General features: G+C 49.4%; 11 protein-coding genes, 1 tRNA gene and 1 riboswitch. Of the genes, 6 read left to right on the forward strand and 6 right to left on the reverse strand.

What is annotated here, in order from left to right:
* Positions 1 to 151: 151 nt before the first annotated feature.
* Complete coding sequence (locus Pelsub_RS15165; protein WP_116226130.1) at positions 152 to 1,318, reverse strand: iron-containing alcohol dehydrogenase; 1,167 nt, start codon at positions 1,316 to 1,318, stop codon at positions 152 to 154.
* A gap of 278 nt (positions 1,319 to 1,596) precedes the next feature.
* On the opposite strand from Pelsub_RS15165, the gene Pelsub_RS15170 reads away from it, so the two are divergent.
* Positions 1,597 to 1,668, forward strand: a tRNA-Gly gene (locus Pelsub_RS15170).
* Between the two features lie 244 nt (positions 1,669 to 1,912).
* On the opposite strand, the gene Pelsub_RS15175 is transcribed toward Pelsub_RS15170, so the two are convergent.
* From Pelsub_RS15175 to Pelsub_RS15185, 3 genes are all read right to left on the reverse strand, one after another.
* A complete protein-coding gene (locus Pelsub_RS15175; RefSeq protein WP_158675158.1) occupies positions 1,913 to 2,737 on the reverse strand; it encodes a DUF3800 domain-containing protein in 825 nt (274 codons plus the stop codon).
* Between the two features lie 590 nt (positions 2,738 to 3,327).
* The gene (locus tag Pelsub_RS15180) at positions 3,328 to 4,143 is read right to left on the reverse strand and encodes a glycoside hydrolase family 25 protein (RefSeq protein ID WP_116226133.1); all 816 of its coding nucleotides are present in this window, start codon (positions 4,141 to 4,143) and stop codon (positions 3,328 to 3,330) included.
* Between the two features lie 165 nt (positions 4,144 to 4,308).
* A complete protein-coding gene (locus tag Pelsub_RS15185) occupies positions 4,309 to 5,208 on the reverse strand; it encodes an NBR1-Ig-like domain-containing protein (protein ID WP_158675159.1) in 900 nt (299 codons plus the stop codon).
* 106 nt (positions 5,209 to 5,314) lie between these two features.
* Here Pelsub_RS15185 and Pelsub_RS15190 point away from each other — a divergent pair, with 106 nt between their 5' ends.
* The 3 genes from Pelsub_RS15190 to Pelsub_RS15200 all read left to right on the forward strand — a co-directional run bounded on the left by Pelsub_RS15190 (position 5,315) and on the right by Pelsub_RS15200 (position 9,650).
* Positions 5,315 to 6,565: a hypothetical protein gene (locus Pelsub_RS15190; protein WP_116226135.1), complete on the forward strand. Its 1,251-nt coding sequence runs from the start codon at positions 5,315 to 5,317 to the stop codon at positions 6,563 to 6,565.
* 46 nt (positions 6,566 to 6,611) lie between these two features.
* A riboswitch (cyclic di-GMP riboswitch) is annotated at positions 6,612 to 6,698 on the forward strand.
* A gap of 82 nt (positions 6,699 to 6,780) precedes the next feature.
* Positions 6,781 to 7,422, forward strand: coding sequence for a hypothetical protein (locus Pelsub_RS15195; RefSeq protein ID WP_116226136.1), 642 nt, complete (start codon positions 6,781 to 6,783; stop codon positions 7,420 to 7,422).
* A 155-nt stretch (positions 7,423 to 7,577) separates the two neighbouring features.
* Complete coding sequence (locus Pelsub_RS15200) at positions 7,578 to 9,650, forward strand: S41 family peptidase (RefSeq protein ID WP_116226137.1); 2,073 nt, start codon at positions 7,578 to 7,580, stop codon at positions 9,648 to 9,650.
* A 51-nt stretch (positions 9,651 to 9,701) separates the two neighbouring features.
* Here the strand turns inward: Pelsub_RS15200 and Pelsub_RS15205 are convergent, their stop codons facing one another.
* Entirely contained in the window at positions 9,702 to 10,946 is a 1,245-nt protein-coding gene (locus tag Pelsub_RS15205) for an MFS transporter (protein ID WP_116226138.1), read from the reverse strand.
* A gap of 126 nt (positions 10,947 to 11,072) precedes the next feature.
* Complete coding sequence (locus Pelsub_RS15210; protein ID WP_116226139.1) at positions 11,073 to 11,849, reverse strand: alpha/beta fold hydrolase; 777 nt, start codon at positions 11,847 to 11,849, stop codon at positions 11,073 to 11,075.
* A gap of 153 nt (positions 11,850 to 12,002) precedes the next feature.
* Here Pelsub_RS15210 and Pelsub_RS15215 point away from each other — a divergent pair, with 153 nt between their 5' ends.
* Together Pelsub_RS15215 and Pelsub_RS15220 are read left to right on the forward strand one after the other, a co-directional pair.
* Positions 12,003 to 12,857, forward strand: coding sequence for a DegV family protein (locus Pelsub_RS15215; protein WP_158675160.1), 855 nt, complete (start codon positions 12,003 to 12,005; stop codon positions 12,855 to 12,857).
* Between the two features lie 274 nt (positions 12,858 to 13,131).
* Positions 13,132 to 13,854, forward strand: a complete 723-nt coding sequence (locus Pelsub_RS15220; protein ID WP_116226141.1) for a DUF4428 domain-containing protein — start codon at positions 13,132 to 13,134, stop codon at positions 13,852 to 13,854.
* Positions 13,855 to 13,960 lie beyond the last annotated feature (106 nt).

Genomic DNA, 13,960 nt, shown 5'->3' on the forward strand with positions numbered 1-13,960 from the left:
ACATGGTTGCAACCACAGAACCACGCGGATAGAAAGCAGATGAACACAGGCTCGTTCGTCCGTGTCCATCTGTAGATTGGACAATCCCTGATGGACACGGATAAATTGATGCGGATATAAATTTACCTGAAAATCCGGTGAGGACAATGGATTACAGGCACATCCTGTAGATTTTTTCGATATCCTGCTGCTTGAGCGGTTTGAAACCAGCCAGTACGTCGCCCTTGCAGGCTTTCCTAGCCATCTCGCTGAAGTGGGTATCATCGATACCAATCTCGCTGAGGGTGCTCTGCAGGCCGATGGTCTTGAAGAAGAATTCCGACAGTAGCTCGATGCTCTTCTTTGCGACCAACATGGGCTCCATATTCTTATCCATGTCAAAGACATTGCAGCCGAACTGGTAGAATTTCGAGACGGTGGTTTCATTCAACGCATATTCCATCCAGCGCGGGGTCAGGATGGCCAGGCCCAGGCCGTGGGTAATATCGTAGAAGGCTGAAAGCTCGTGCTCTAAAGGATGGCAGCTCCAGGCTTTTTGTTTGCCTCCGTTGACAAAACCGTTGATCGCCCAGGAGGAAGCCCACATTAGATTCGCACGGGCTTCGTAATTGGCGGGCTCTTTGATCGCGATGGGGGTGTACTTGATAACAGTCTTCAGCAGCCCTTCCATCACGCAATCCAGCATGTATAGATCCTCATCCATGGTGAAGTACACTTCGAATATGTGCGACATGATATCGGCCGAACCACAGGCCGTTTGGAAAGCGCTGACCGAATAAGTATTGGTGGGATCCAGGAAAGAAACCCGTGGTAAAAGCGCGGGATGTCCACAAACCAGCTTCTCCCTGGTTTCCGGATTACTGATCACGCCGCCCGCATCCATTTCAGAACCGGTTGCCGCCAGGGTCAGGATGGTCACGATAGGAAGGCAATTAGTGATGGGCGCCTTCCTGATGACCAGGTCCCAGGCGTCGCCGTCGTAATAAGCGGCCGCGCCGATGAACTTGGTGGCGTCAATGGTAGAGCCGCCGCCAACCGCCAGCAGTACATCGATCTTTTCCCGCTTGCAAATCTCAGCGCCCTTGTTGACCGAGGCTACACGCGGGTTGGGATCGACACCAGATAGTTCGAAGACATCCAGGCCAGCCTGTTTGAGCTCTGCCATAACACGGTCGTAAAGGCCATTGCGTTTGATCGAACCTCCGCCATACACCAGCAGCACGCGCTGCCCGAACTGCTTCAGTTCTTCGCCCAGGTTGCCCAGCTGATCCTTGCCAAAATAAACCTTGGTGGGAATATGGTAAACAAAATCGTTCATTTCTTTTTCCTCGCTATTTATAAATTCCATTGCATTGATCGATATTATTGGGATATCTTTACCATTAGTGGCACATTTCCCTTTGTTGAGGTAAATTTCCATCAAGAGGAACAGGATTTTCTCAATCCCACAATCTTAATACACTTTCCATGGAATGTGAAAAAAGAACCGGTTTAACGACAAAACCGGGAAATAGCAGCCGCCCAGCGGCAGGGGCTCAAGTCATTGAAAACCGCTTTCTTGACCGATACCCCGTAGTTGAGTAGAATAATGGACACGCGGGCGTCGCCAAGTGGTAAGGCATCAGCCTTCCAAGCTGATATTCGTGGGTTCGAGTCCCATCGCCCGCTCTTTCTATTTATTTCCCCAAATATATACCTAGCTGTGCTCCTGTCCTGCAGACAGGTATTCGTGGATTTCCCTGCTGCGCTGCGCTCCACACGGACAGGCACCTCGGAGAGGTCTCTATGAGATAAATACAAGATTGATGCACTTGACTATTTTCTAGGATAAACTATAATGGAGTTGCCAGAGACAAAAATCGGCTTCACGCCGTGAGGTTCTTACGAGAATCCTATATCTCTGGTTTAGTATTTAATCACGCAAGACTTTTTCTTTTGTAATCGGATTACGATTACTATAATATTCACCGTATTTATTTTTTCTTGTATCATCAATATCTATTACTAATTTATAATGCTCTCGTAAATATTCTAAATACCTTATCTTAGATTTTTCATAAAGCCTTTGTAAGGCCCAAAGAAAATAGTCTGCCGCTTGTAAACAAGGTTCGTTCTTGGAAAAAGTTGGCGAAATCTCTATTCGGGAACAATCTGAGAGTCCTTTATCATCTAAATACCTTTGTTGAGCAATACGCAAACAACTCCCAAAAGCATCTGTTCTAGGTTTTTGTCCCCTAATTGCGTAACATATTTTATATACATCTGCGTTATGAAGACTGTTTTTAAACAATCTCCTAGTTAATAAATCATAAAGTTCATTAGGGTTGTACCTATATGTTGGATTCCCCTTACTTCTAGCTAAAGCATAATCCAGTACTTTTTTCTTATCTTTTACTACTGCAACAAATTTTATTCCCTCTTCCCTTTTTAATAATCTAAAAACTTTTTCCCGCACTTCCTGACAATCATCTTTCGCATGGAACAACACAGCTGTCTTATTCTGGTTTATCTTCATAGAGGGAATATTTGCATAATAAGGATCAACGAGAAGTTCTGTATGTAAAGTTCTTAGTCTCTCACGAAGACTTCTTGGATCAGCTACCTCTAAATATCCCAAAATAAAATAAGTTGAACATCCAGGTTGGCCAACTATAGAAACGCCGCCTTTTTTGAATATTTCAGGATTTCCTGCCTCATCCACAAAATAATCTTTTGAATCAGAGTCTATATCTGTCATACTTGTTAGCATAGTATAGAATTTTATATTGTCAACGAAATATAAATGATAATCTCTTAGAATTATAAAATATCACCTAGCATCCGCTTAACCTATATATATGTATGCTTGCTCTCTTATTGTTTCTTGCCTATTCTTTTTTGATTATGTAGTTCCTGAACATATTTATTAATCAAGTCCGTAAATTTCTGTTTACAGGACCTATATCCTCAAAGCGCAATTCGACAGCATTTCAGAATTTTGAAGAGAAAAAATAGGAAAAATAAAAATAAATAACTATGAAATTTTGGCATTAGCTATAAAATAGTTGATAAATATTTACTCTTTACTCTATAAAAGGCATTCTAAACGTTTGTGAAAAAAATTGTAGTATCGCCAAGTGGTAAGGCATCTACCTTTCGGCAGAAATTCGTGGGCTTCCCTGCTGCGCTGCGCTCCGCATGGACAATCACCCCTAGGGGATGCTTCACGATCGATAAACGCAGGGCAAGCGCTCAGGGACCACCCTTCTTTTTAAATAAACAGGCCGCTTCCAATGAGAAGCAGCCTGTCATTATTCATCAATCTGGAATACAGTTTTAGTTTCTCTCTTATTTAATCGTCTTGGCCCACTCGTCAATGGCAGCGTTGACCTTGGTCTTCAGCTTGGCAATCTGCGCGGAAGTCAGCGAGACGGAACCGCTGGTGCCTGAGGTGGAACCGCCGGTGTTGGTTGTGCCGGGGGTCTTTTCCACATCGGCGAATTTATACAGCGCTTCCAGGTCGCCGTTGAACCAGTTCAGGTCAATACCCTTGCTTTCCGCGCCGTAGGCCAGCCCGTCGCCATTGGCAGTGTACTGCCAGAGGGTCCAGCTCTTGCCGGCGCTGGTCCAGGGCTCCATATCCTTGGGCTTGCTTACCCCGGCTACGTATTCCTTGACATAGTGCGCCACCCACAGCGGGTAATACGCCCATTTGGCATCGAACTGCTTGGTGTACTTGTTGCGGCCGTGGATGTCCCAGTAGCCGGGGGAGGTATACAGGATGGGTTTGCGGCCCAGCTTGGTTTCGACCTCCTCCAGGAACTGCAGCAGCAGCGCGTTGGAAGGGTACAGGCTGCCGGAGCGCGGTGCTTCGAAATCCGCAACAGGCGGCAGTTCGCCGGGGTCATCCTGTAAAATCTCGCTGAAAATGCGCGCCTGCATCAAGCCGGAAAGGTCCCAGCGCAGGAAATGGTATCCGCCGCGCAGCAGTCCGGCATCCTTGGCGGCCTGCCAGTTATATTCGAAGTCCGAATCCAGCGCGCCGCGTTCGGAAACTTTTATGAACACGAATTTGGCGCCTTTTTTTGCGGCTTTTTTAAAGTCCATTTTTTGGGCAGTGGATTTATCATCCTGCCAATGGCTGACGTCAATTCCTTGTACCATATGCAATTCTCCTACATTTTCAAATTCGCTATTTATTAATAGTAATTGATTAATCCTTAAGTTATTTTATATCAAATTGGGCACATTATATAAGAATCGTAGAATTAATAAAAACCGGGTATGTTTTGACTCTGCCCGGTTTTTGTTTTCATCCCCAAGAAAACCTTAGGGTGTGCAATTCACGTGAAAATTAATCGGCCCAAACCATTGATGGTTGGGATTATCGATGTACAGTTTTGCCCAGTAATCGCCTGTCGACGCGGCAGTGACATTGTATTCCACGATTTTCGTCCCTTTATCGTCGAAGGTGTAAGATTTGGTGGAACTTGATCCGCCCGCGCTATCTTTCCATTTATACGTTACCTTACCGGCCGCGCTGCTCCTAATCTCGGCTTTGACGTTGATGTCATTAGGGCAAGCGGTATCAATGGTTGTATGCGGCATGTAGAATGACACTCCGGTCACGGCGAAAGGGGCCGGCGGTTCCCCAACATAAATATCCACCCAATAATTGCCAAACTTCTCACCATCGTCCGAGCGCAGCCGCCAAACGCCGCGGTATTCACCGTCATCGTCTGGCGCGGTTAGCTGCACCGACAAGGTAATGCTCTCACCCGGCTCAATGCGGCTGGACAGGTTTTGCGTGGACGCGCCGCCCATGCGGTCCCCTTCCACAAAGACAAACTGGTAATCCGTTGTCCAATCACAAATGCCGTCGTTGCGCAGCGTCCAGGATTTGGTAAAAGTGTCCCCGGCATCCATGGATGTGCCATCCGGGATTGTCTCGCCGGTCCAATGGCTTAGGTTGCAGGGTGTTGGGTTGATGGTGGGGGTGGGTTGATCTAATTCTTCCACCGATTCAGTGTCGGTTGGCTGTTCCTCCGGCTGCGGAGTCTCCCGCGGAGCCAGGGCGGTTTGAGTTTGCTGCAACGCCGACATTGTCAGCTGAATGGTATCGCCTGTATCATTTGCGGTCTGATCCCCCGCAAATGAAATTGTACAGGCCAGCGCCAAACAGAGAACGATCCCCAGGACAGTTAGTATTATCCAACGATTGACTTTCATTGATGCCTCCTTCTCAGGATTCCACTCTTCATACTGTAGCATAAAAGCGGCTGCCTGAAAACCACATCTCCTCCAGCTGTCATTTTTAGCTATAATCAGAATCCAGATGGAAAAAACACAAAAGAGAGTCCTGTGGGCCTTGATATTCGTCGGAGCGCTTTATTTCGCGCTCTGCTGGATTCCCAACGCATCCACCCAGGGATCGGACAATCCCATTGTTTTCCTTCACAGGGATGAGTACGTCACCTATCCCATTGTTGAGCGCATGCTGGCATTTGAAGGAGACATTCACACTATCTGGGGGCGGCTGATCATTTATGGAGATTACCATTATGGTTATCCATTTTACTTTTTCTCCATGCTGGTACTGCTGCCTGTACGCCTGATCCAGGGCAGCGATTTCTTCAACCACATCCCCACCAACATCCTGCTGCTGCGCCAGTTCATTAACGTGTTTCCGATGATTCTATCCGCCGGCATCCTGGCTTATATTCACACGCATTTCAAATCCTGGTGGAAGAGTCTATTGATTTTCGCCCTGATTCTGACCATCCCGGCCGTGGTGCGCAGCAACCTGCACTGGTGGCATCCGGATTCCCTCATGCTGCTGGCAATTGTGTTAACCTTCTTCTTCCTCGATCAGGATGACTTCAGGCTGGGCAAGAACTTTTACATGGCTGCCGCGGCCTGCGGTTTGGCCGCAGCCATCAAGCTGATGGGGTTTTTCTTTTTCCTCGCCATTCCGTTTTATCTCGTGCTGGCCTGGAAGAAAGGCCAATTGGAATTGAAAAAGGTGGCAGCCGCGGCGGCACTCTTCATCCTGGTCATGGCAGCGGTCATCGTTTTGAGCAATCCTTTCCTTTTCTATCAGGCGCCGCGCGAGGAGATGCTAGCCATCCAGACCTTCAAGACAGAAGAACTCTCCGGCGGGTACGAACACGACGATTCCCCTTATTATGCCAAGGGGCCGCAATTTTGGCGCTGGACGCTGAAAGTCTCTTATGGTCGGCCGTGGATGATACTGGTTTTCGCAGGGCTGCTGACAGCCGGCTGCGTTATCGGCCAACGGCGCAAGATCAACGCGCTGATCGCGGCCTGGTCGCTGCCGCTGGCGATCTACCTGTTATGGTTTGTAGCACCCAAACCCGACCATTACCTGCTGCCCCTGCTCCTGCCGGTATATTCCGCAGCCAGTGATCTGTATCAACCGCTGGAAAATCTGTGGAAAACACAATCAAAGTGGCAGCGCGCGCTGGCCGCGGCCGGGCTGTTATTGTTATCCTATGTTCTATTTTCGCAATTCCAATACCAGATTTCAAAAAGCCTGGCAGAGTACTGGGCCTATTTCAACGCCTAGCCCTGCCTTGATTTTTTTCTTACAGTATGGTACTATTTGTATAACAACTCGATAAAGGCAAACTCATCGAAAGGTGAGGACGCAAAGCCATGGATCTACAGCTGATTTCAGCCAGGATAGCCAGGTTGCCGGGTTCTATGGTTTTAATGATAAAAAAAACACCGATGCAAAAGCCAAAGTCCCAGAGTTGAATATAAGTAACCTAGGAGTGAGGTATGAACAAAAAATTTAAATGGACAGGTTTAATGGTTGCTATCGTGATGATAGCCGCCAGCGCGACGCCAGTCTTCGCGCAAAGCGATACGGAACCGACGGAAGTTCCAGCCGTGGTGGAGGAAAGCAGCAGCTTTTTAGACAATCCAATTGTCTTATTGTTGTCCACTTTCTTCTCCAACCTGTTTACAGTGGATGAGGTCGAGGAAACCCCTCCCCCGGATGAGGGCGACCCGGGTACAGGCGAACCGGGGACAGGCGAACCGACCGAAGTACCTGAAGGTGAAGGCGGCGATGAAGGCGGTGAAATTTCCGTCGAAGAACCGACTCCCGTTCCAGTGTTAAGCGCTGAAGAGCAAATTGCCGCGATGCATACCGAAGATGACCTCGGTTTTGGTGAGATCACCAAGTTACTGCAAATTGTCACCGAAGCGCAGGAATCCTGCGAACTGTATGGCACCAGTTGCGATGTCACAGTAGACAGCTTATTAGCTGAATACAATACCGGTGTCGGCATGGGTGAATTGTTCGCCAAGTACGGCAAACCCGAAATCACCGGTGTCGGCCAAACCAAAAAGGTCTATGACGAAGACGGCAACAAAGTCAAGACAAATAACGGCAAGGCCAACGGCAAAAACAAATAATTAAAAAGTGATCAACAGAAAACAGCCTCATGAAGAGGCTGTTTTTTTGTTAATTTCCCGGTTGCATCTATAATCATATTGATGTAATTTATATCAATTAGCTTGGATTACAATTTCATTGATTATTTCAAATCAGTTCACTCAGGAGAGAAACCATGAAAAAACACTATCGAATGTTAGCCGCTCTGGTCATTTTGAGCAGTTTGCTGCTTTCCTCATTCAGCTTTTATAACCCGGCTGTCATGTCCCCCACAGCGGACGACCCCGACGGCCCGGTGCAGATCACCGGGGAATTTGAATACACCAATGACTTTGTGGTGGAAACCTACTACGTTGAACATGCCGTGGCCCTGCTGGACATGACCGGGTTCATCAAGCGCGACAAGGAATGGGAATTACCTGTGGATGGACAGGTGCTGGGCTACATGGATCTGGACGCGGATAACAATCGCGCCACATTCAGCATTTCCCTGCCAATACAGCCCTTGGGAGAATTTAACGATGTGGACCAGGACGCCCAGGCGGAAAAAGGCGTGCAGATCTTCACGGTTGGGTACAGCCCCAACTTAACCGGCGATGTATTCTCCGACGGCGACGACCGCTCGCTGGGCTGGCCCTCCTATCTAGCTTCTGTGAAAACCGATACTGAAAATCAGGACGAGGTCACCGGCGGCAAGTTGGTGATCTGGGCAGCAGATGGTCAGCAGGACTTCCCCAGCGGATTTGGCGATGACGGCTTGTTGTTTACCGCAGACGACCCGCAGATGGCCGTGCCCGCGGGCTATTCCGTCATCGACCTGGATCAGTCCCCCTTTGCCATAATGCGCGACAGCGTAGTGAATATCACCCTGTACGAACCCAAAGATATCGCGGTGAAAGATTTCTCCGCGCAGACCTATTCACAAGCCTTCGACAGCTTATTCAACATCATCAGCAATGAGTACGCGTTCAACGGTGTGGAAGGCAAACAGCTCGATTGGGATACGCTCTACGCGCAAATCGCACCGCGTGTGGCGGAAGCGGAAAACAACCAGGATGCTTATGCGTACTTCCTGGCACTGCGCGACTTCGCCATGTCCTTCCATGACGGCCACGTTGGGTTAAGCGGCGGCGATCTGGAAGGAGCATACAACCAATACACAGTCCTGGGCGGTTACGGTTTTGCCGTGCGCGAACTGGACGACGGCACGGTGGTAGTGGTTTACGTCTCAGCCGATGGACCGGCCGAACAAGCCGGCATGCAAGTCGGCGCCGAGATTCTAAAAATCAACGGGCAGGATGTACAGACTGCGATAGATGAAGTTCCGCTTTTCTCCCCGCAGTCCACCGACTTTGGCAAGCGCTACGAACAGACCGTATTCCTCACTCGCGGCGGTATCGGCGACACCATGTCGGTTGAATTTATGAACGATGCCTCCACTCAGTCTACTTCCGCTGAAGGCGGCTTTTTCAAGAACCTGCTGAGTTCGATTTTCGGCGGTTCGAAGGCAGCAAGCGGCAAAGCTCAAACCGTGGAATTGACCTCCATTTATGAACTGGACAGCTTGTTCGCTGTCTATCAGGGCGGCGAAACGGACAGCTACGTCTTACCGATCGAATATCGCTTCTATTCCAATACAGGCATCGGCTACATCAAAATCAATTCCAATTACGATGATCTGGGTTTGGCTATCCGGGTTTTTGATCGCGCGCTGAAATCCTTCAGCGAAGCGGGAGCGACGGGCATTGTGATTGACATGCGCCATAATTACGGCGGCTCTCCCCTGGGTCTGGCCGGTTTCCTGGACGATCAGGATATTCTCCTGGGTCAGTTGGAATATTACAGCGACAAGACCGGCAAATTTGAACCGGACGGCCCGCGTGATAAAGTCTATCCCAACGAGGAGCAGTACAGATTCGAGAATATGGTCCTGCTGGTCGATCAATTCTGCTATTCCGCCTGCGAAATTGAAGCATACGGCTTCAGCCAGGTTCCCGGCATGGTGGTGATGGGCCAGTTCCCCACAGCCGGTGTGGAAGCTGAAACGGCACGCGGCGATTTCCTGCTGCCGGAAGGCGTGGAAATCACCCTGCCAACCGGGCGCTTCACCCTGCCCGACGGCAGTATTTTCCTGGAAGGCCAGGGCGTACAGCCCACTGTAAAGCTGCCGGTAGACCGCGCCAGCGTGCTTTCCGATCAGGATGTCGTGCTGCAATCCGCTTTTGATTACATTTTGAGCCAATCATAAGGTTCACAAATATAAAGCAAAACAGGCCGGTGATTACACCGGCCTGTTTTTTTAATCTTCCTTTACGCGGGCCAAAAGGATCAGGCTGAGCAAGGCGCCCACCCCGCCAAGAAGAAACAAGCCGGAATATCCCATGAACGCGCCCGGCCGGGCGTTATTCAACCAATCCACCGGAAAACCCAGCAATCGGCTAAAGGCGCTGGCGCCGGCCGTCGCCAGGTTGGTCAAACCCAAGAACTTTCCGGCTTGCGCTTTAGGCGCCAGACGGCTGGCCAAAGCCCAATTGGAAGTCAGGTATAAACCGATACCCGCGCCCAATACACCGGCATACAAGACCAGGCTGGTCAGGTCATGTGCGTTCGGCAATAAAAGGCACCCCACAGCCGAAATCAGGCTGGCCAGAACGATGACCCGGCGCGCGCCGTGATGGTCAGCCAGCCAACCACCCAACAGCGCGCAAATTACCAGCATGATAGCCAGAGCTGCCATCAAATCACCGGTGGCTTTGACCGGGTTGGGCGCTTGCATGACGTCCTGAATGTAATATTGCGCGAAAGCTTGCACGCCATAAATTCCCATGAGGAATACAAAGCGTGAAGCAATTAGCCAGGCGTAATTGCGGTTGAGCTGCATATCCAGACGGAAGGCTTCGCGAATATTGAAACGGGAATGCTCCTCCGTTTCCAAACTGGGCGTTTCGTCCGCTGTAACAAAGGTGATCGCAGCGCTGGCAGCCAATACCCCCATCACCACCAGCATGATTGTCGTTGGGTAACGGTCATCGGGTGACAGCAGGCGGCCGGCCGCAACCGAAGCTATGATCACGCCGCCTACATCCATCAGGTTCTTCACGCCGCTGGCACGCCCCATCTGATCACGCGGAATACGATCGGGGATCAGGGCCTGCAGCGGTCCCTGGGCAGTATTGGAGGTAATTTGCAGGCCGATATACCCCCATAAGAGCACCCAAATATTTTTCGACCAGGCTAATAATCCCAGAAAGACAAAATCGAACAGCGTCCCCAAAAGCGCCAGCGGGCGGCGTTTGCCCCAGCGCGAACGCCAATGGTCGCTGGCTGCGCCGGAAATGGGCTGAACGACCATGGCCAACAGCATTCCCAGAAATGTCAAACCGCCCAGATAGGAGTTTTTGGACGTTTCGGGAACCAAATGCAGCAGGATGGCCGGCAAAACAATCGGGTGCAGGCTGTTCCACATGAAAGAGAGCCCCAGCCAGTAGGTGTTCATTCCCAGCAATTTCGAAAGCGAAATTTTTTTCTGTGACGAATTGTCCATTGAAACCTCAGAGAAGAATTTTGCTCAACCCGGTAAATTCCGGCTGCACAATCATGAAAAAGCGTAAATCAGACTTTTCCAGTCTTTTTTCTTGAATCCGCTCAATCCATACATCCGCCAAAGTCATCATCCCAATGGCTGATATCCCTGCGGCAATGGGCAATCCCGCAGCCACGCACGCAGCAATTCCGCAAACGCATCCGGATCCTGTAAACTCCAGGCGTGGCGCATACCGGGAGCGAGCAGCCCGCTCGCATGAGGGTATTTTGCCAAATAGTGCTGTGTAAAACGACGCGCCGCGCGGGGTTCTTTTTCCCCAACCACCAGCAGCAGCGGCTGGCTGATATCATGCGGTAATTCCCAGCGCGACAGCGCGTCCAACATGGGACGCATAAAGTTGGGGTCGGTCGACTGGGCCAAATCCTCTTCGACCAGCGCGCGGTATTCCACCGGGATGCCCTGCTGCTGAAGGGTCAGGCGTGCGAGGGTTTGCGGTTTGAATAGGCGATAAGTCCACAGGCTGCTTTTTGCCAAGCGGGTCTGCCAGGCAGGAATCTGTCCGGAGCAGCCGGAGATCAGTACATGGTCAATTAAATCGGGATATTTTCCAAGGAGAGAAAAAGCCGCCGGGCCGCCCAAAGACAGGGCCGCCAGGTGTACTTTTTGATTGGGAACACGCTCGTGAATCAAACGCACACACCCATCCACGCAGGCTTCAAAACTGAAAGGAATTCCCCTACTGCCGCCCTGGCCGGGCAGGTCCGGGGCCAGACAATGAAATTCCGGCAAGCGTTCCATGACCGGCAGCCAGGATTTTCCGCTCAAACCGCCGGCGTGTAGAAACAAAATTGTTTCCTGCTGCTTTTCTCCGGATTCACGACAAAAAAGTATCGGCTTTTCCATGCTAATCAAGCCACAATCATACTCTACTTTAATTTAATCCAATCAACGCCCTATTTGAATGTTCACGACAAAGAATACTGTCTGTAACTTTTTGTAGAAATAATGGTTAATAAAAGAAAGTCCGCATTTATTCGTATTTACGAGGAGTATTCTATGTCCAAAATTGCATTTATTACTGACAGTACGGCCTATTTATCCCCGGAATTTGTGCAGGAGCACGATATTTCTATCATTCCATTGAATCTGCATTGGGATGAGAACACCTACCGTGACGGTGTCACGATCACCCCGCATGAATTCTACAATATGCTGGATGCCAGCAAAAGCATTCCCTCGACCTCACAGCCGACCTACGGCGAATTTGAGGTTCTGATGAAAGATTTAGCCGAAAAGAACGATGCAGTAGTTGCCGTGTTGATCTCTTCCGGCATCAGCGGCACGGTCGATTCCGCCCTGATGGCACAAAAACACCTTTCAAAGTACGCTATTGAAGTCGTTGATTCCAAGCTGACCTCAGCCGGATTGGCTTTGTTGGTCAAGGCGCTGGTTCAGGCGCGCGCAAAGGGCGCAGAAGCCAAACAGCTCGTCGAACTGGCCGAACGTATCATTGCAACTGCCGGCATCTTCTTCATGGTGGACACCTTGAAATACCTGCATAAAGGCGGCCGCATTGGCGGCGCATCCCGTTATCTGGGCGGCGCGTTGGATATCAAACCCATCCTATACCTCAATCAGGAAGGCAAGATCGACGCGCTCGAAAAAGTACGCACCAAGAAGAAAGCCCTCCAGCGCCTGATGGATTTGGCAGTTGAAAAAGCGGATGGAAAAAAAGCCTACGTGGGCATCATCCATGCCCAGGCGCCGGAAGAAGCCAAAGCCATTCAAATGGCCCTCAGTGAGAGAATGAAATACGCTGAGATGGAGACGTATGAACTCAGCCCCGTAATCGGCACACACGTCGGTCCGGGCACCGTCGGTATCGCGCTGCATACTGTTGACCTGGATTAGTAAATAAGCATTTTCATCACCCGATAATCAAAACGCATCCCGTTAGTTAGCTGCCGCTGGCATTATGGATGCGTTTTTTGATTTAACAAAGACAGGACAACCGGTAATCATCCGGGTATTAAAACAAATGCTATAAAATAACCTTAATCAATATCTTTTACGTGGAAAATGGGTGGAATCTACCAATACATTACAAAAAAATAGTGTAAGATAAAATTTTATACATTACAGCACAGTATTGAATACTATCAATTCAGGCAGAGAGGGAACAAAAATGGGATTATTCGAGAAAAAATTTTGTGATATTTGCGGCGAAAAAATCGGCTTACTGGGAAACCGCAAGTTAGAAGACGGGAATATGTGCAAGGATTGCGCAAAGAAGCTCTCTCCTTTCTTCAACGATCGAAGGGGCAGCACGATTGCGCAAATCAAAGAACATCTGAAATATCGGGAAGAGAACAAACAGGCTGTTGAAAACTTTCACGTTACCCGGACGTTGGGTAATTCCACAAAAGTCCTGCTTGATGAGGAAGCCAATTACTTTATCGTGACCTCGGCCTCAAGATGGCATGAAGCCAACCCCGACGTGATCGCTTTTTCTCAAATCACCGGCTGCGACATGGACATCGATGAGAACAAAACCGAGGTAATGCAGCAGGATCAGGAAGGGCATCGAAGCAGCTACAACCCACCTCGTTATAAATATAGCTACGATTTCTACATCACCCTCCACGTCAATAACGAATGGTTTGACAAAATCAAATTCAGAGCCAATTCCGGATCCATCGAAAGTAAGGGGTCTATCGATTACAGGGAAGCGGAGAGCCTGGCACGGGAAATAATAAAAACCTTTACGCAAATCCAGGAAAAGGTACGTGAGGGCATTATTTCGGCGAACACACCCAAAACCGCTCAGGTTTGTCCCTGGTGCGGTGCTACCACACTACCCGATGAAAAAGGCTGTTGTGAGTATTGCGGCAAACCGGTCAACAAATAATTGCGTCTAACGAATAATCACGCCAGCCACCATAAAGAGTAGAAATTAGTCTGCACAACAATTCCATCACAAATTTGCGTATCAAAAAAAAGAAAAGAGTTGAGTT

Origin of the sequence: Pelolinea submarina (genome assembly GCF_003966975.1) — a bacterium.
Taxonomy (GTDB): domain Bacteria; phylum Chloroflexota; class Anaerolineae; order Anaerolineales; family Anaerolineaceae; genus Pelolinea; species Pelolinea submarina.